Raw genomic sequence first — 18,591 nt, forward strand, 5'->3', positions numbered from 1 at the left:
GAAGAAAACGTGCGCAATCAGCAGGCGCGCTATGACGTGGGCTTGGTGACGACCAAGGATCTGCTCGACTTCCAGGATCAGCTGACGCAAGCGCGCGGCGCCGAGGTGCTGGCGTTGACGACCTACAACAGTGACCTGGCCGAGATGCGGCGCGTCGAAGGCAGCTTGCTGAGTGCCCGCAATGTCATGATCGAACGCGTCTCGCCGGAAGCCGCCCCGTGGTGGGCGCGCTTTTAGCGGGACTCTGTCCGCCAATTGCGGAGGATGATGGAACGCGAACTGACCGAAACGGAGCGCATGCTGCGCGACACGTTTCGGGGCTACTTCACCCGTGAAATCGAGCCGCACGTTCCCAAGATGGAGCGCTTGGAGGTGCTCCCCTACGATCTGATGCGCGACATGCATCGTACGCTCGGCCTCGAGGCCGTGCTGCCGCAAGCGCGCGTCCGCGACGAGTCCGGTAGCGGGCCGCGTAGCGACGCCGCTGGCACGGGCCTGGGCGGGAACACCGCCCGCTACGCGCGCACCACCTTCACGGTCGAGATGTCGCGCGTCAGTCCCTCCTTCGCCCTGAGTTACGGTGCCAGCGTGGGACTGTTCGGCGGCAATGTCGTCGGCAAGGGCACCCCGGAGCAGATCGAGCGCTTCGCTCTCCCCGTGCTCCGCAGCGAGCGCGTCGGCTGCTGGTGCCTCACCGAGCCGGGCGCTGGCAGTGACGCACTGCGCGGGATGAAGACCACGGCGCGGCGGGACGGCGATACCTACGTGCTGCACGGCAGCAAGACCTTCATCACCAACGCGCCGTACGCCGATATCTTTCTCGTCTACGCGCGCGTCCTGGGCGGTGATCTCGACGGCTCGATCCAGCCCTTCATCGTCGAGCGCGGCACGGCTGGGCTTTCGACCGGGCCGGCGATGAAGAAGATGGGCATGCGCGGCTCGCCCACGGGGGAGGTCTTTCTCGACGACGTACGCGTCCCCGCCGATCAGCTGCTCGGCGGCGGCGTGCGCCAGCGCGACCACGTGAAGGCAAGCCTGGCGGTCGAGCGCGGCGGCCTGTCGGTGGTCTCCTACGCCATTGCCGAGCGCTGCTTCGAGATCGCCCGCGACTACGCCCGGACACGCCAGCAGTTCGGCCAGCCGATCGCGAACTACCAGCTCATCCAAAACCGGCTGGCGCGCATGTACGTCGCCCTATCCAACTGCCGCCGCGTCGTCTACGCCGACTACATCGCCGGGCGCGCGCTGAAGGAGTCGGTGGCGGACGTGTGCGCCGGCAAGCTCTATTGCGCGGAGATGGGGACGTTCGTCGCCTTCGAGGCCATCCACATTCTCGCCGGCAACGGCTACATGGAGGAGTACGTCGTCGAGCGGCTGGCGCGTGATGCCAAGCTCATCGAGCTCGGTGGCGGCACCACCGAGATGCAGATCCTGACCATCGCGCGCGAGATCCTGCACGAGGGCAGCTGAACTTTCCCATCTATCGAGTCTCCGTTGCCCCCAGTTGCCAGAATCGCCTCGAGCACCCAAACGCGTGCAACGATGAGGCGATCAGTCGTTGTCCTGGGGTTCTTGAGCTTCCTGTCCTGCAGCCGTCGCGATGGATGTTGGGCGGGTGGCCCTCACGTCCCGGGACTCACGGAGATGCTGCGCGAGCCGGTTACTCTCACGGGCGAGACCGCGCTGCCCTTTCCGGGTGCCACTGCCGTTGACGACAGTTTCCTGTACTGGCTCAACTACGATCAGCGGACGTTCAACCGCATTCCGAAGATGGGCGGTGCGGCACAGGTGCTCGCCTCGACGCGCAGTGAGCCGCGACAGCTCCAGCTTGACGAAGGGCACGCCTACTGGGCTGAGGATCTTCCTCAGCTTCGCGCCGGCGACCGCATCGGGGCCATCACGAGAGTGGCGAAGGACGGCGGGCAGCCGGCCGAGCTTGCACGGGTCGAAGGAGAGATCACGGGCGTCGCGGTGGACCAAGAGGACGTGTACTTTACGACGTGGTCCGCCGTCATGCATGTCCCGAAAACGGGCGGAACACCGATCAAGCTGGCATCGAGCCAGTGGGCCTTCGCGATAGTCGCCGACGCGCAGGCGGTGTACATCGCCGACTACCGGGCAGAGACGATCAGTCGGATCTCGAAGACGGACGGAGCGATGACGCAACTGGCAGACCGGCAGCGCGGCCCGCGCAGCCTCACTGCCGACGCCACGTCTCTCTACTGGGTCACTTACGACAAGCGCCTGATGCGCGTCCGCAAGGTGGGCGGCGCACCGGCGGTGTTGCTTGAAGACGTGGGAGTGTACGACGCCTGCGCGAACGCCATCGCGGTCGATGCATCGGACCTCTACGTGACGGCGTGCTGTGACCCCGGATCATATGCCGGAGAAATCATCCGGGTGCCGCGTGGCGACGGCACGCCAGCAATACTGGCGAAGGAACTCTACAAGCCGTGCAACCCCGTCACGGATGATACCAGCGTATACTGGAGCACGACCACCGCAGCGACCGCTCACGCACTACTGCCGGGTGGGGCGCTGCTCAAGATCGGCAAGTGATGCCGCCGTCGGCGGGACGCCAACTCCTTCAGGATCTCCCTGTTACCGAAACCAGTACGGTGTCTTCGCATCCCATGGGCTCTTTGCGTACCGGCGCCGCTGACCCGTGCCGGGTCGATGAAGTGGAGATCCTCACGCCGTTCCCACGCCCAGAGGACCAGACCGGGCTGTTGTGCGAAGGTGCTGCCTACGTCAGTACTCTCAGTTCCGACGATCGCCATGGCGACGACGATCAGCGTCAGAAACCCACTCCGGGCGCTGCTCCCATGCCGTCCATCTCGCTCATTTGCCGGTTCCATGCGCTGACTGCGTTCGGCCCTGCAATTCAAAATGCTCCGCTACGGGCAGCTTGATTGACCGTTGCCGGTGAAGTAGACGCAAAGCATGCGCGTACGCACATTGTTGGCATTGGTGGCTTTCTCGTTGTTGGCGATCTCGCCCGTGGGGGTCGAAGCGAAGGACCTGACGCTTCGCCAGCGGGTGACGACAGGCGGCGTGGTTGCTGGCACGCATGAGTCGACCCAGTACTGGGTCGGCCACCGGATCGTGACTGACGGACCCAGTAACCGCGTGATCTTCGATCTGGATGCCGAGACGACGACGATGGTCGACAAGCGGCAGCAAACCTACTTCACGCAAACGTTCGCGGAGACGCGACAGCAGGCTGACCAGATGAAAGCGCAAATGGAGAAGCAGCGCGAAAAGATGCCACCGGAGGCGCGTGCGATGATGGGGAAGATGGGTATGCCGTCTACGGCCGAGGCGGCCGTGTCGGTCAAGCCGACCGGGAAGAGCGAGAAGATTGCCGGCTACGAGGCCAAGGAGTACACCTTTGAGGCCGGGCCCATGGCCGGTTCCATCTGGGCAACCGAAGCCCTGCAACCGCCGGGTGGCGCCAAGGCCACCGAGGCGTTCAGTAAGATGATGGGCGTCGCCGCGCCAGGAGCGAACGTGGCGCAGGCCATTGCACAGATCCCCGGTGTGCCGCTGCGTACCTCGTTCCGCAGTGGAGCGGGCGCGCAGACGTTCAGCACCACCACGGAGGTGGTGGAGGTCAGTGAGAAAGCTCCCCCGGCGGGCGTGCTGACAGTGCCTGACGGTTTCAAGAAGGTCGACTCGCCGCTCAGTCGAATGCACGCCCCCAAGGGGGCGCCGGCGCACTGAGGCACGGGGCCGGAGAAGTCGTGGGGTCCTGAACCGGTTACGGGATCAGCAGCACCTTGCCGACACTCCGGCGTGAGTTGATCTCGTCGAGCCCCGCGGTCGCCTCGGGCAAGGGAAAGGTCTTGGAGATTACTGGACGAATCGCTTGTACTCGTTTGTAGCCGTGGGCGCGGAGGAGTCCTCGGACGGTTGCCGGGCCGCGAGACTCTATTGAGCGACTGGCTCGTCGGAATAGTCGTCGGGATCGACGTCGGGGCCTGGGGGGAGTTTGGCCAGCTCGTTCTTCACCAAGTTTTGATGAATCACTTCCTCGTCACGCAGCTCCTCGAAGAGCGCCTTGACCTGCGGATCAGTGATGCGCGGCAGGGCGGCGACAAAGAACGCGTGTGCTTTCTCCTCGGAACGCAGCGCGGTCTCCATGGCCTGCCGCGGCGTCATGAAGGCGCGGGCCTCGTCGTACTCCGGCGCTTCGACATCCCACAGCATGGCCGCCGTGACCTTGCGCGGCGCGTTGGCAAACATGCGCGTGCGGCGCTCGCTCAGCTGCGTGGCATGCTGGGCTTCGTTCTCCGCCATGTGCCGGAAGAATGCGGCGGCTTCGGGCGTGTGATGGAGTTCCATCTGGCGGGTGAACTCTTCGTACCGTTCCTGGGCTTGCTCCTCGATGAGAATGGCGAGATCGAGTGCGTCCTGAAGCGACAGCTTGGTGAAGTCGACACCTTGCGTGGTCATCGATGGCTCCTTTGCGAAAAGTATCGTGCGAGATGAAGGCGCCCCGCAACGAGGTCGGTCATGCGTTCCTGTCTCCTGGTGTTTCTTCCTGATCGTGGCGCGCAGCCGCGGGCCGCCTACCAGAGACCAGCGGGTCATCTATCGCCAAGCGGCGGCCTGTTTGCAAGCGGACCGTCATTCGAGTGTCATGGCGTGTGAAAGCGAACGAGGGCGATCATGAGAACGCGCATTTGCGACTTATTCAGGATGGAGTACCCGATCTTTGCCTTTACCCATTGCCGCGACGTCGTGGCGGCGGTGAGCCGCGCCGGCGGTCTCGGCGTGCTCGGCGCGGTCGGCTACAGCGCCGAGCAGCTCGAGATCGAGCTCAGCTGGATCGACGCGCATGTGGACGGCAAGCCTTACGGCGTGGATTTCATCATGCCGGCCGTCGCCGAAGATACCCCCACGGGCGATCCGCAACAGATGTACGAGCAGATCCGAGCGATGATCCCGGAACGGCACCGGCGCTTCGTTGAAGAACTGATCCAGCGGTTTGAGCTGCCTGCGCTGCCCGAGGGTGAGGCCGAGTTCGGTGGAGTACTGGGCTGGACGGCCGAGATCGCCCGCCAACAGGTCGAGATCGCCTTGGCGCACCCGATCAAGCTGATTGCCAACGCGCTGGGCTCGCCACCTCCCGATGTCATCGAGCGGGCGCACCAACAGGGCATTCGTGTGGCCGCCTTGGCCGGGAAGGTCAAGCACGCGCAGGGGCACGTGGCGAACGGCGTCGACATCGTCGTCGCCCAGGGCACCGAGGCCGGCGGCCACACCGGCGACATCGCGACGATGGTGCTTGTACCCGAGGTGGTCGATGCGGTCGGGTCGAAGGCGCACGTGCTGGCCGCCGGCGGCATCGCCAGCGGACGTCAGATTGCCGCTGCGATCGCACTGGGGGCTGACGGCGTGTGGACCGGTTCGGTGTGGCTCACGACCGCCGAGAGTGATGCGCCGCCTGAGGTGATGAACAGCTACCTGAAGGCCACCTCGAGCGACACCGTGCGTACCCGCTCGTTCAGCGGGAAGCCCGCCCGCATGCTGCGCACGCCGTGGACCGATGCCTGGGAGGCGCCGGATTCGCCCGGCACGCTGGCGATGCCGTTGCAGAACATCCTCATCGCGCCGGCCATGAGCCGGTTCTTCCATGCCCACAAGGAGCATTTGATGTTCGCCCCGGTGGGTCAGGTTGTTGGCCGTCTCAACCAGGTACGCCGGGTGCGCGATGTGATTCACGAGATGGTTGACGAGTACGTCGCGACGGTCGGGCGGCTCGACGCTGGCCTCGCCGTCGCCGATACCGGCAAGGACGCCTGAGCCTATGGAACGCAAGCCAAACTTCTGCGGTCAAACGGCGATCGTTGGAGTCGCCGAGACGGATTACGTGCGTGGTTCCGACCGCCTGCCGGTGGAGCTGATGCTCGATGCGGCGCGGGCGGCGGTGGCCGATGCCGGTCTGTCGATGCATGACATCGATGGTCTGATTCCGCCTTCGGGCTTCACCACCACGGAGGAACTGGCAGCCAACCTCGGGATCGAGGATCTGCATTTCGCGGTCACCGTCCACATGGGCGGCGCCAGCCCCGTGGCGTCGCTGCAGAGCGCGGCGATGGCCGTGGCGAACGGGCTGGCCACCCACGTCCTGGTGGTCGTTGGGTGGAACGGCTACTCGGCCTTCCGGCCCAAGCCCGGTGCGCGCACCCCGAAGCTGACCTTTGCGCCAACCACCCTCGCCGACACCGTCACCGATTTCTACATGCCGTACGGCGTGATGCTCCCGGTGCAGATGTACGCCTGGATCTGCATGCGCCACAAGAAGACGTTCGGCATCCGCGACGAGGACACCGGCGCGGTTGCGGTTGCCTGCCGCAAGCATGCCCAGCTGAACCCCAAGGCGCTGATGCGTGGCCGGCCGCTGTCGATGCAGGACTACCTGGCGGCGCGCAAAGTCTCCGAACCTTTCCGCCTCTACGACTGCTCGCTCGAAACCGATTGCGCCGCGGCGTTGGTGGTGACGACGGCGGAGCGGGCCCGCGATCTGCGGCACGTTCCGGCCCGGATCCTCGGTGCGGCGGAAGGCCACCCGTATCCGGCCGACGACATTCCGAGTCGGCCGGACATGTTCCGCATCGGATTGACCTCCGCCGCGCCGCGGGCTCTGGGCATGGCGGGAATCAAACCAACGGATGTCGATTTTCTCGAGGTGTACGACTGCTTCACCTATGTCGTGCTGCTGCAGCTCGAGGCGCTTGGCATGTGCGGCCCCGGTGAGTCGGGCGCCTTTGTCCGCGACGGCCGCATCGAGCTGGGTGGACGTTACCCGTTGAACACCCACGGCGGGTTGCTCTCGCAAGGCCACATGTGGGGCATGAACCACATCGTCGAAGCCACACGCCAGCTCCGTGGCGAGGCAGGCGCGGCGCAAGTGCCCGGGGCGCGTCTCGGTCTGGTCACCGGCTGGGGCGACTTCGGCGACGGCAGTCTCGTCGTCCTGGGACGCTGAGGAGAAAACCATGAGTGATGAACTGTTCGTTGCGCGGTTCACCCCGAACCCCGAAGGCTTGAACGCCGAGTTCTACGCCTTCTGTGCGCGTGGAGAGCTACGCTTCCAGCGCTGCAATGCGTGCGCCACTTGGCGCCACCCGCCACGGATCTTGTGCCCGCGCTGCGGAGCCGAGGCGTGGCAATGGACGGCATCCTCCGGGCGCGGCAAGGTCTACACCTGGACCGTCACGCACCAGGCGCTGCTGCCCATGTTCGCGGAGGATCTGCCCTACGCTGTCGTGGTGGTCGAGCTGGAGGAGGGGTTGCGTCTGGTCTCAGCGCTGCGCGGCATCGATCCCGCGGCGATCGAACTGGATTTGCCGGTCGAGGTCCGGTTCCACAGGGTGTCGGACACGCTCGGGCTGCACTGGTTCGTGCCGGCCCACCGGCGCGCTACTTTGGATCTCTGAACTGCGGCGGCCGACGCTGCAGGTTTGCCTGCACGGCTTCGATCTGGTTCGGCTTACCGATCAGTGTGAGCTGGAGCGCTTCCTCCAGGCGCAGACCGTCGGCGAGGCTGACCAGACCGGCATCGTTGAGCAGTCGCTTGCCTGCGCGGATGGCGTCGGGGGACTTGCTGGCGATCTCGCGCGCCAGTGTCAACGCATCCTCGCGCGGGTTGCTGCTGACGTGCGTCACCAGCCCGAGGCCCGCGGCTTCGGAGCCGGAGACGACCCGACCGGTGAAGGTGAGTTCCTTCGCCACGTCGAGGCGGACGAGATGGCGCAGGGTCTGGCTCCCGCTCATGTCGGGGATCAGGCCCCACTTGATTTCCATCACCGACAACTGCGCATCGGGCGCCGCGAAGCGGATATCGGCGGCCAGGGCGATCTGCAGTCCTCCGCCGTATGTCGCACCATGCACCGCGGCGATCACCGGCACCGCCAGCTCGGTCCACACGTACGCCGCCCGTTGCGCGTAGTTCGCTACGCTCCCCGCCGGGCGGTCGAGCAGGTTGCGCGATGGCCGATCGCTATCGGCCATTTGCATGAAGCTGGCAAAATCGAGGCCGGCACAGAAGGCCCGGCCCTCACCGGAAAGCACCACCGCACGCAACGACCGGTCGGCAGCGAGCGCGCTGCCGGTCTCCACCAGCCCTTCGAACATCGCCGAGTCGAGCGCGTTGAGCTTTTCGGGCCGATTCAAACGGACATCCGCGATGCCGTTCTGCATGGAGACGATGACACGCTTGGACATAGATCCTCCTTCCACTGCTACTCTTCCTGGCGGACGTAGCCGAGCTGCTTGTCGACCACGTTGCGCAATCGGCGTGCGCCGAGGAACCGATCGAGGTTGTCCTCGAAAAGGGCCACCACCTTCTGAAAGTATTGCGCCGTATAGCCGGAGATGTGCGGCGTGAGCACGAGATTCGGTAACGACCAGAACGGATGGTTCGCCGGCAGCGGTTCCTCGCTGAATACGTCGAGCCCCGCGCCAGCGATCCCGCCGGTACGCAGCGCTTCCACCAAGGCATCGTCGTCAATGCTTTCGCCGCGGCCGACGTTGATAAGGAAGGCGCTCGAGCGCATCGCTCGCAGTGCGGCCGCATCAATGAGGCCGCGGGTCTCCGCGGTCATCGGCAGGGCACACACGACCCAATCGGCCCATGCCAGCAGCTCGTGCAGCGCCGTCGGTGCAACCACCGCCTCGGCGCCCGGCACCGGACGCTTCGCATCCCGACGCATCACCCGCACATGCATCGCGAACCCGGTGGCCAGGCACGCCAGGCTACGGCCGATCGCCCCGGCTCCGAGAATCGCGAGGTTGCCGCCATGTAGCTCGCGCACACCCCCGGCGAAGCTGATGAGCTGGAAGCGATTCCACTCGGCGCGCTGCTGTAAGCGCACGGCCTCGTGAAAGTTACGTGCCAGCACGAGCATCTGACCGAGGACGTGCTCCGGAATCGACACCGCGTGGAGCCCGGTGGAATTGGTCAGGATGACATTGCTGGCGATCAGCTCGGGAAAGAGATTGGCCTCGACGCCCGCTGACGCCGAGTGAATCCAACGCAGTCGCTTCGCTGCCTCGAAGTGCTCACGGGGAAACTGCCAACCGGCGAACACCTCGGCATCGGCCAACGCTGCCGGGAGGTCGGCCGGGTCGTCAATCGACGTGATGTGGACCCCCGGAAGACGGCGCTCGAGGCGTAGCCGGTCGTCTTCGGGTAACGCCCACCGGACTTCCTTCAGATGAAAGAACGCCACTACCTTCATCGTGAGCCCACTCCTTCGCTGGCCAACATAACACCCGGGCGCTCGGAACTCTCCCGGAAAGGGCTATCACGGGGTTTAGGTCAGGTTCCAGGCGACGTTACGGCTTTGTCCCGCCCCACAGCTCCCGGCCGCACTGCCCTTGAGATGGTGAGGATCAGCGGGATTTACGCTGCCCTTGATGGGCGGGGGGCCGAAGATCGCACCCCAGGTCCAGCACTGACCTGCTGCAGGCCATTCTGTAGGTGCGCTGGGAACTCGTAGGTGTTTGCCGCGCTGATCTCGGCGTGCAAAGGCGACCCCGCGCCCGCTCACTTGGCGACGTGTTGCTTGAGAAACCCGATGAGATCCTCGCGTTCCTTCTCGCCCTTGAGCCCGGTGAAGGCCATCTCCGTTTCCACGGCGACCCCGTGCGGCGAACTCAGCCACTGCTCGAGCTTCTCGGGCGTCCAGACAATGTCGGAGTTACGCAACGCTGCCGAGTATTGATAGCCCTTGAGTGAGCCTGCCTTCCGGCCGACGACGCCGGTCAAGTCCGGAGCAATAGTGGACAGTCCTCCCGTTAAGGTGTGGCAGTTGGCACACCGACTCTTGAAGACCGCCTCGCCGGCAGTGGTGTCGGCACGCGCGGTGGCGGAACCGATGAGGCCTGCGGCAAGTAGCACAAGAACAGCTGTGAGGAAACGTTTTGCGTTCATCTGAAAACTCCCCTTCTGGCTTCACGACGACCCTCCACTACTTCTCTTGGATCGAGCGGAGGTACTCTGCAATGAGGAGAATTCGCCCTCGAGCTTCCGCCTGACGGCTCGATGGTGCTGCTGACTCAGCACGAAAGCGCTCGCCCCATACCGGCATGTCAGTCTCCCCGTGGCCCCGAACCAGTACGGAGCCATCAATGGATTGAATGACCTTCATCATGGGGAAATCCCCGCCTGCTTTCTTCGCGATCTCTGTCAGGTCCGTCGGCTTGGTCGTCAGGACATTTGCAACTGGACCTTTCCCCTTGCCGTCGTAACCGTGGCACGAACTGCAGTAGCGCGTGTATGTCGCCTTGTCGGGGCTCTCGGGCTCGGTGGCCGCCCCCCGTGTCGGGAGACAAAGGAAGAGCGCTACGGCCGCGATCGGACCGAAGGATACCCGGTGGAGCACCGTGTTCTTGAGCGTCATGTCATCCTCCTTCCTGCCGGAACGGATTCCATTAACCACTGCGACAGCAGTGGGGCCTGACCTAGACAGTCCGCGCCGCTCAAGAGCCCTTCTGCAGGTCCCATGCCGAGACCGGCCGCCTAAGTGTGTGCTCGGTGCTGGGCATTTGGAGAGGCCGGCTTCCGAAGACTGAAAAGGCGCAGCCGCACGGGTCAGAATCTTCGAGAGTCTCGGGTGCGCCGTGCCCTGTGGGACTGATAAGATGGCAAATGATGGCTTCCACCACCCAGCCTCCGACGGGCCTTTCTGCAAATGCTTAGAAGCCCAACTTCGAGGAGACAACTTCTTCGGGAGAGCTGGCGCCGCTTCGGCGAGGTTGTGCCTGACATGCAGCAGCCGTGGTACGCTGTGGTCGTGTGCGGCCGCTTCACAAGTGCCGCCGGACTGCGCCATCCTCATCCTTGCCCGACGCGATGAGGACGTTCCGCAGGCACTCGAAGCACTGGCCGAGCCCTTGTGCCTGCCGCTTTGCGGCGGGCTAGATCAACAGCCCGTTGTGAGAAAGGAAGGAGGTGACATGGCTGCGCCGCCGGCGGGCTTCGATCCCGCGCCAGCCTGACACGGCCTCGAACTCCTTCAGCTTCTGCAAGACCTCTTCCCGGCGCTGCTTGCTGCCAAAACGCTCGCCGGTGGCTTTGCGGCGGAGGAAACAAAAGGCCACGAGCTGGTCGGGATCTTTATCGATGAACTGGCAGAAAGCCTCCATGGACTGCAGCTTCGCCGGCTCCTCGGCGAAGGGGTCGCCGCCCCACTGTCGCCTGAGCCCCTCGGCCCAGGCGACAACGGTCTCGTAGCTTTCGATCGGTTTCGGCAGACTCACCGCGCTACTCCGGCAGCCCCAGCTTGCGAGCCAGTTGGCGCAGTTCCTCCTTACGGCCGGGCAATGGCGCCGGCGTTTGTAGCATCTTCGCCTTCTTGAGTTCCTCTACGACCGCCTCGTCTCGCCGAAAGGGATTGCCAACCCGGCCCTCGAAGTAGAGTTCCTCGAACGGTGGCCGCGGCCGCTGGCCTCCGGCCTCGCGCGACTCCAGCGGGTACCCCACATTCAACACGTAGTGTGGGACCCAGTCGTCCGGTACGCCGAAGATCTCCTTGGCTGCTTCCGTATTGAAAGCCGTCCAGCAAGCCCCGAGGCCCTCGTTGAACGCCATCAGGAGTCCCTGTGTAGCACAGCCGCCGTTGTCGAAGGCCATGGCGACCGGATACGCTGGGCTCTTGCTCAAGGGCTCGAGCAGCTGCGGCCAGACGAACTCGTCGACGAAGCGGTGGGTCCACCCATGGCTCGGGGCCAACGCACCGATATCGATGAGCTGTTTCGGACGGGCACCCCGATCCTTCGGGATCACCGAGAGATCCCCGTAGCAATAGATGTGGACCGGCGCCAATTCCATGATGACGCCTGCCACCGGCACTTTGAGCTTCTCAAAGGTGTCGGTCGGCAACTCGTCCCGGTAGACCACGATCGCCCGCAACCACTGGGCGTTCATGGCACAGGACCCGATCCGCATGGCCTCTAGAATTTTCTGGACCTTTTTCCGTTCGACCGGCCGATCCGGATCGAAGAAGCGGATCGACCGCCGGTTGCCCAGCACCTCTGTGAAATCCATGGGTCTTCCTCCTTATCTTCCGAAAGGTGGAGTAGCCGTACGATCGGATCGTTGGCACAGGGGAGCCCGCGAAGTCAACGAAGGAATTGCTGCAACGCCTGGCGGTTTCTACCCCAGCGGTTTCTACCCCAGCTTTACGCGCACTCCGCTTTCTGCCAGACTCAACACAACGATTGTATCGCTTTTGGGACGAGGTGAGGCGAAATGCTCTCTCCTGGCGACCAGGCCCCAGATTTTCATGGAACGCTCGCCGATGGGCGCCAGCTGCGCCTCCGCGATTTTCGCGGACGGCGCCACGTCATTCTGTACTTCTTTCCCAGGGACTTTACACCGGGCTGCACGCGCGAGGCATGCGGCTTCCGCGATCGACGGGCGGAGGTGGCACGCTTGGACGCCGAAGTTGTCGGCGTAAGCCTAGACTCTGCCGAGAAGCACGCGGCCTTTGCCGCAGCGCATAACCTCCCGTATCCGCTCGTCAGCGACCTCGACGCCAAGATCGCGACGGCTTACGGTGTGTCTCGGCTCGGCGGCTGGTTGCCTACCAGGCGTGTCACCTTCGTCATCGACAAACGCGGGGTCGTGCAGCAGGTCATCAAGACCGAGTTGAGCATCAGTCGCCACATCGATGAAGCCGTTGAGACCTTGAAGCGGCTGCAGACACCCGCGTCACCGGCGTGAACACCGGCAATCTAGGGGGCCGCCCCGCAGCCGTTGAGTGCGTTGGCCAAGGCCGTGAGGATTTCATCAACCGTGACCTGGTGATCCCCGTTTGCGTCGCCCGCTGCGCATTCTGATGGAAGGGTGTTGCCCAAGGCGATATTGACCATGGTCAGAACCTCGTTCACGGTCACGACCCGGTCGACGTTGCAATCGCCGACGCACGGCGCCGGTAGCACGGCCGTCGGGCTGGAGACCGGAGTCGCCGTCAGGGTGGGCGTATGCACCGGTGTCGCGATCGAGGTGTCGGTCGGGGCCTGAGTCGGCGGCAGAGTCGCTGTTGGGACCGGGGTCGAGCTTGCGGTTGCCGTAATGGTAGGGGTTTCAGTTGGCGTCACGGTCGGTGGTACCGTGGGTGTGTCCGTGCTGGTTACGACGACGCTTCCATCAATCGCTGCAACCTGACTGACGGCGTCCGGTGCACCGCATGGCGGCGTCTCCGGGATTGGAACGCAGGTCTGGTCGTTCTGCAGACGATCCCCGATTGAGAGCAATGCTGTCGATTTGGGATGCGGACTGTCCGTTGAGGCGTTGAGCAGGTGCAGAGGTATGGCCCCGCTCGCGCTGGGGCCAATCTGCAGGTCTATTGTGAGCAGTTGCCCGTTCGGCAGGGTGGGGATGACCACTGGCCCAGATATGGTTTGCAGATTCGGCCCGTAGATCGCCAGGTTGATAAACCCATCAGGCGTGATGCCACTGCCCGGATCAGGGCAGTGATGTGTTTCCCCCTTTTGACGATCCTCATGCGTTTCTTGGGGCGGGATACCACCGGCCATCGGCATCGTCAAACTTGGGAAAGCGCTGGGGTTGACGGCGCCATTTGTGGTCCCGCGATCCCGGCGCGCGTGGTTGCGGCAATGACAAGGAAAAACTCCGGGTCTTTCCGGGCTCCGGATTATTAGACCTGAGAAAGCAAGTTCGAGATCCAGGCGCGGTTTTTCTCGGCCGTGAGAAGCGAGTCGAACCTTGGCAACGTTCAGAAGCAATCTATCTTGGCCCGATTCTTGTGAGTGTTGCCGTGCTTGTTAGGTCTGTACCGGACGACGGTGCACGCAGGATCGAAACAGGAAAACCAAGGGGGGAGTTCCGATGGCAAGTTGGTCTAAGCTGAGCCGGTTGATGACCGTGGGATTGTTCGCGGCAACACTGACACTGGTCGGTTGTAGTGGCGATGACGGTAGCAACGGCGCGCAAGGGGTTCAGGGACCGACTGGAACGGCGGGGCCGACTGGAGTGACGGGACCCACTGGGCCATCGGGACCCTCCGGACCGACGGGACCCACTGGGCCGTCGGGACCCAGCGGACCGACGGGAGCGACTGGGCCGTCAGGACCCTCTGGACCGACGGGAGCCACTGGGCCGTCGGGACCCTCTGGACCGACGGGAGCCACTGGGCCGTCGGGACCCACCGGCGTGACGGGACCCACTGGACCGAGCGGCCCTGCGCCAACCACCGGGACGCCCCTGGCGACCACGAACAGCATCTCGATTGCCGTTGACGATGTCGCGAAGACTGCGACGTTGACCGTGAATTTTACGGTCACGGATGCGAACGGCAGTTACATTCCCCAACTCGCTGACGCCTCCGCTACTAACGCTACCCAGTTGGCCTACATGCGGTTCGCTCTAGCCGAGCTGCAGCCCGCTGCTGCTAATAGTGGTGATGCCGACATCTGGGTAAACTACACCACGGGTGACCGCACTCCTGCAAACCTGACCGACAATCACGACGGTACCTATACCTACAAATTCAAGACTGACCTGTACGCGAAGTACAACGCTGCCTGGACGCACAGGCTGCTGTTGCTGGTGTCTGCCACTACTGTCGTACCGCAGCTAACGGAGCCGAAGAACGTCATCTATGATTTTGTGCCGGCGCAACTCCCCGGCCCGTTCACCTTCGCCACCACCCGCAACATCGTTACGACCGATGCCTGCAACGGGTGTCATGGCAAGTTGGGAAGCCCGTTGGGCGCCGCCAGTTTCCATGGTGGCAGCCGTTATCTCGTCGAGGCCTGCACGGTCTGCCATACCACGACGCTGGGGACCAACGGCGTGGCCGAATTGGCTCCATTTATTCACAAGATCCACGCTGCTAAGAACGACCCGAACCTGGTTGACCTCCTCTCGGGCGTCACTAAGATTACCTACCCCGGCCAGAAAGGCACCGATAGTTCTACCATCACGGCCTTGGGGGGGCCGAGCAAGGCGCTAGGGGCTCCGATCGACTGTGCCAAGTGCCACGATTCCGCGGCTGCGGATAGCGACCACTGGAACACGCGCCCCACGATGACGGCTTGCGGCTCTTGCCACGAAGTGGATTTTGCTGCGGGCACCAACCACGCCTTCGGCGCGCAAGCAAACAACGTGCTTTGCGCGGGATGCCATCCGGCGTCAAGCGCGACGGGTTGGCCGGTTAAGAAGTACCACATGCCGACCGATGCCACCGCGGCGAACCCTGACATCCCTGCCGGGCTGGCCAAGATCGACTACTTCATCGATAGCGTCACGGTGAACGGGAGCAACCAAGCCGTTGTCACCTTCCACATCAACAAGGATGGCACGCCACTGGATCTCTCCACCTATCCTCCTGCGGGCTTCAGTGGTGGGCCGAGCTTCCTGGTTGGCTACACCCTGCCTCAGGGCCCAATCACTACTCCCGTCGACTACAACAACCTAAACCGCAGCGCCGCCCAGCCCTTCAGCGTAACCCTCGCGAGCTTGGCTGCCAGCCTGACGGGTACGGCCGCTAGCTACACCGCTATCCTCACCACTGCGCCCTTCCCGGCCGGTGCGACCATGCGTGCGGTTTCCCTGCAGGGGTACTTCACCCAGGTGAAGGGTGGTTCGATCCTGGCGGACACGCCCCGCCACACCCTCTCGGTTGTCGCGGGCGTGAGCGTTCTCAAGTGCTCGAACAATAGCTCCATCTCCTGCACCGTCAATGCGGACTGCGGCACCGGCAATACGTGCGTGAACACGGAAGCACAGCGGCGCGTAGTGGTGGACAAGGACAAGTGCCTCGCCTGCCACGAGATCCTGAGCTTGCACGGCGGCAACCGGGTCAACGAGGTGCAGGTGTGCGTCATCTGCCACAATCCCAATCTGAGCAGCAGCGGCCGCGGCGCCGATCCCGCCAACGTCGACGCCGCAAATAAGCAACTCCTTACTGATAATGGCTACGATCCCACTAAGCCCCTGACCTGGCCCGAGGCCACCCTCAACTTTAAAGAACTGGTCCACGGTATCCATTCGGCCGGCGTGCGGACCTTCCCGTACGAGTTTGTCCGCGACCGGGGAACGAGTGGGGTCTTCTACTACAACTGGAGCGAGGTGACCTTCCCCGGCATCCCGAGCAACTGTCTGACCTGCCACAAGCCGGGTACCTTTGATGCCGATCTGCCCTCTGGCGTGCTGCTGACCACCGACCGCACCACCTCGGTTGCGGATGGAAACGACCCGACGACAGCGGCTGTGGTTGCGGCCCGTACCAGCGTGCCGAACGTCACCGACTGGGTGAACAGCCCGACAGCCTCGGCCTGCTACTTCTGCCACGACGGCAACCTCGATGCAGCTCACTTCGGGCAGAACGGCGGTTTCCTCGACCTGACGCGCTCCGATGCGGTGGCGTCAAACGCACCGGTCGAGACCTGTAAGCTCTGCCACGGCCCTGGCCGGTTGGCGGACGTTGCGACGATTCATCCTGGGCTGGTCGCAACACAGTAACGGTTGCAGGCCTGCGCGGGTTGGTGCGTGGCTGCCTGGCAGGCGGGTTGCGCTTAACCCGAGGATACAGTTGGATCATCACAGGGCGGACCCTTCGGGGTCCGCCTTTTTTTTGGGGCGTTTTCATGAACGTTGCGCACGGTGGGCCAGGCGCTCGTGCGTTGGGCTCCAAATCGGTCGGCCTTCAAAGCCTTGAAAGGCGCGGGGGAAACTAATACGGAACTTCATCATTTCTGTTTGGTGCGATTCTTGTGGATAGTGTATTGTTCAAGCAGGAAACGAGCGCGAAGCTGGATGAACTGCGTGCTGGACCGGGCGCGGCAGCCCCTCCGGTGATGTCACACCAATATTGTTCGTCGACAAGGGTTTTGCGGCATCGAGCGCGCGTCCGAAGAGAGCGAGTCCATTGCGCTGATGCGTAAGCGAATAAAGTTTGCCCTGGGCGGGTTGTGTATCGGACTTGCGGTCGCTTACCTGATCGTTTCGGGCACCAGCGAGACGGCCACCTATTTCCTGACCGTAACCGAGGCCGCGAGTGCGGAAGGGATAGGCCAGGTGCGGGTGAAGGGTAGAGTTCGCGAAGGCAGCGTCGTCAAGAGTCCGGAAGAGGTTCGGCTCACGTTTACGCTCACCGATAACGAGAGACAGATACCGGTATTCTACCATGGCATCGTCCCTGACCTTTTTGCCGAAGGCCCGGGAGGTCATCGTCGAGGGACGTCTAACGCCGCATGGGTTGATCGCAGAGAATCTCCTTGCCAGCTGCCCGTCGAAGTACGAGCCACAGGAGAACGGCGGGGCGTTTCTGCGTCCTTAAGCGATCATCGATGCGATTCCCGACCGGTATACCCGCTGCCGTCCGAAGTAGTATCAAGCTTAAACTCGTTCTGGTCGTAGTCGCCATACTCGCCGTGACGGTTGGTATCGCGCCCTGGGGCGCTATCCGCATGCAGGAGCAGCAGCTCATGCGGGACTCCGAGGAGCATCTGAGGTCGCTACAAGGGCTGCTCAGAGTGCTGGTTGCCGACGCCATGCTTATCGGTGACCGGGAACAGATCCAAAAGCTGATCGAGGAGGTAGCTAGCCACCAAGACATCAAACAAGTGAGAATCTTCGACACCGATGGTATCGTCCACTTTTCCTCCCATCCGGAGGAACGGGGCAGCCGGCTGAGTTATGACGAGATGCATCGTTATGTCGGCATGGCTGACCCGGTGACGATGAGCCGTGAAAAGGGAGCCGTTGTCCACACCGTGTTGCAGCCGATGTTCAATCGCCCGGCGTGTTTCCGTTGCCATCCGCCCGAACTGAAAGTGTTGGGCATTCTCCAACTCAGCCTTTCCCTCGACCAGATGTCGCACCAAGTGTCGAGCCTGGAGCGGTCGGCCTTAGTCGCGACGCTGATTACTTTGGTGGTGATCATCATCGGGGTCTGGCTGGCCCTGACGCTGCTCATTGACCAGCCTCTCCAGCGCCTGGTGGATGTCATGGTCCGGGTGGCGCACGGCGACCTCAGCGTGCGAGCGGCCGTGTCGAACCGTGACGAGCTGGGTCAATTGGCGGGACACTTCAACGATATGATCTCCAAGCTGCACACGGCGCAGGAAGAACTGGAGCGATACCACCAGGAGCAAATGGCCCGGGCGGATCGGCTCGCAACGCTGGGCCAGATGGCGGCGGCCATCGCGCATGAAATACGCAATCCGCTGACCGGGATCAGCGGTGCCCTCTCGGTTCTGAGCCGCGACTTCCCCGGCGAGGATCCGCGGCGAGAAATCGTGCGCCAAACGCGCCTGCTGATCGACCGCCTGAACAAGACGGTCGAGGACATCCTGCACTACTCGCGGCCGTCTTTGCCGCAGTTCCAGACGGTCCAGCTCGATGACATCATCGAGCGGAGCCTCTCACTGGTCGGAGGTGAGGCGGCAAAGGCCGGCATCCGAGTGGTGAAGGAATTGGATCCAACGGTCCATTCTGGGGATGATGCTCCCACGGTGGACGCGGATCCTCATCAAATACAGCAGGTCCTGATGAATCTCATTCTGAACGCGATCCAGGCAAGCACCGCCGGCGGACAGGTGTGCATCCGC

Annotated in this window: 18 protein-coding genes; 10 read left to right on the plus strand and 8 right to left on the minus strand. The window is 63.5% G+C overall.

Annotated features, from left to right (window positions below):
• The 4 genes from VF515_17160 to VF515_17175 form a co-directional block, all read left to right on the plus strand.
• Positions 1-237 (plus strand): TolC family protein (locus tag VF515_17160; protein ID HEX7409361.1); only part of this gene is annotated, 237 nt, incomplete at its 5' end.
• Positions 238-264: 27 nt separating this feature from the next.
• A complete protein-coding gene (locus tag VF515_17165; protein ID HEX7409362.1) occupies positions 265-1,470 on the plus strand; it encodes an acyl-CoA dehydrogenase family protein in 1,206 nt (401 codons plus the stop codon).
• 72 nt (positions 1,471-1,542) lie between these two features.
• On the plus strand, positions 1,543-2,559 hold the full coding sequence (locus VF515_17170; GenBank protein ID HEX7409363.1) for a hypothetical protein: 1,017 nt from the start codon (positions 1,543-1,545) through the stop codon (positions 2,557-2,559).
• A gap of 384 nt (positions 2,560-2,943) precedes the next feature.
• A complete protein-coding gene (locus VF515_17175) occupies positions 2,944-3,723 on the plus strand; it encodes a DUF4412 domain-containing protein (protein HEX7409364.1) in 780 nt (259 codons plus the stop codon).
• Positions 3,724-3,930: 207 nt separating this feature from the next.
• Here the strand turns inward: VF515_17175 and VF515_17180 are convergent, their stop codons facing one another.
• A complete protein-coding gene (locus tag VF515_17180; protein ID HEX7409365.1) occupies positions 3,931-4,455 on the minus strand; it encodes a ferritin family protein in 525 nt (174 codons plus the stop codon).
• Between the two features lie 246 nt (positions 4,456-4,701).
• On the opposite strand from VF515_17180, the gene VF515_17185 reads away from it, so the two are divergent.
• The 3 genes from VF515_17185 to VF515_17195 are packed head-to-tail and all read left to right on the plus strand — an operon-like array spanning position 4,702 to position 7,445.
• Positions 4,702-5,808, plus strand: a complete 1,107-nt coding sequence (locus VF515_17185) for a nitronate monooxygenase family protein (protein ID HEX7409366.1) — start codon at positions 4,702-4,704, stop codon at positions 5,806-5,808.
• A 4-nt stretch (positions 5,809-5,812) separates the two neighbouring features.
• The gene (locus VF515_17190) at positions 5,813-6,994 is read left to right on the plus strand and encodes a transporter (protein HEX7409367.1); all 1,182 of its coding nucleotides are present in this window, start codon (positions 5,813-5,815) and stop codon (positions 6,992-6,994) included.
• 10 nt (positions 6,995-7,004) lie between these two features.
• The gene (locus VF515_17195; GenBank protein ID HEX7409368.1) at positions 7,005-7,445 is read left to right on the plus strand and encodes an OB-fold domain-containing protein; all 441 of its coding nucleotides are present in this window, start codon (positions 7,005-7,007) and stop codon (positions 7,443-7,445) included.
• Here VF515_17195 and VF515_17200 read toward each other — a convergent pair.
• The 6 genes from VF515_17200 to VF515_17225 all read right to left on the minus strand — a co-directional run bounded on the left by VF515_17200 (position 7,429) and on the right by VF515_17225 (position 12,058).
• On the minus strand, positions 7,429-8,232 hold the full coding sequence (locus VF515_17200) for a crotonase/enoyl-CoA hydratase family protein (GenBank protein HEX7409369.1): 804 nt from the start codon (positions 8,230-8,232) through the stop codon (positions 7,429-7,431). The genes VF515_17195 and VF515_17200 overlap by 17 nt on opposite strands.
• Before the next feature lie 17 nt (positions 8,233-8,249).
• Positions 8,250-9,248, minus strand: a complete 999-nt coding sequence (locus VF515_17205) for a D-2-hydroxyacid dehydrogenase (GenBank protein ID HEX7409370.1) — start codon at positions 9,246-9,248, stop codon at positions 8,250-8,252.
• Between the two features lie 308 nt (positions 9,249-9,556).
• Positions 9,557-9,943: a c-type cytochrome gene (locus VF515_17210; protein HEX7409371.1), complete on the minus strand. Its 387-nt coding sequence runs from the start codon at positions 9,941-9,943 to the stop codon at positions 9,557-9,559.
• A 37-nt stretch (positions 9,944-9,980) separates the two neighbouring features.
• On the minus strand, positions 9,981-10,412 hold the full coding sequence (locus tag VF515_17215; GenBank protein HEX7409372.1) for a cytochrome c: 432 nt from the start codon (positions 10,410-10,412) through the stop codon (positions 9,981-9,983).
• A gap of 517 nt (positions 10,413-10,929) precedes the next feature.
• Entirely contained in the window at positions 10,930-11,271 is a 342-nt protein-coding gene (locus VF515_17220; GenBank protein HEX7409373.1) for a hypothetical protein, read from the minus strand.
• A gap of 4 nt (positions 11,272-11,275) precedes the next feature.
• Positions 11,276-12,058 (minus strand): nitroreductase family protein, encoded by a 783-nt coding sequence (locus VF515_17225; GenBank protein ID HEX7409374.1) that lies wholly within the window; start codon positions 12,056-12,058, stop codon positions 11,276-11,278.
• A gap of 204 nt (positions 12,059-12,262) precedes the next feature.
• On the opposite strand from VF515_17225, the gene VF515_17230 reads away from it, so the two are divergent.
• On the plus strand, positions 12,263-12,736 hold the full coding sequence (locus tag VF515_17230) for a peroxiredoxin (protein HEX7409375.1): 474 nt from the start codon (positions 12,263-12,265) through the stop codon (positions 12,734-12,736).
• 11 nt (positions 12,737-12,747) lie between these two features.
• On the opposite strand, the gene VF515_17235 is transcribed toward VF515_17230, so the two are convergent.
• Positions 12,748-13,551 (minus strand): hypothetical protein, encoded by an 804-nt coding sequence (locus VF515_17235; GenBank protein HEX7409376.1) that lies wholly within the window; start codon positions 13,549-13,551, stop codon positions 12,748-12,750.
• A gap of 637 nt (positions 13,552-14,188) precedes the next feature.
• Between VF515_17235 and VF515_17240 the strand changes: the two genes are divergently transcribed.
• Positions 14,189-16,501, plus strand: a complete 2,313-nt coding sequence (locus tag VF515_17240; GenBank protein ID HEX7409377.1) for an OmcA/MtrC family decaheme c-type cytochrome — start codon at positions 14,189-14,191, stop codon at positions 16,499-16,501.
• 827 nt (positions 16,502-17,328) lie between these two features.
• Positions 17,329-18,591 (plus strand): histidine kinase dimerization/phospho-acceptor domain-containing protein (locus VF515_17245; protein HEX7409378.1); only part of this gene is annotated, 1,263 nt, incomplete at its 3' end.

This window comes from Candidatus Binatia bacterium (assembly GCA_036382395.1).
In the GTDB taxonomy this organism is placed as follows: domain Bacteria; phylum Desulfobacterota; class Binatia; order HRBIN30; family HRBIN30; genus JAGDMS01.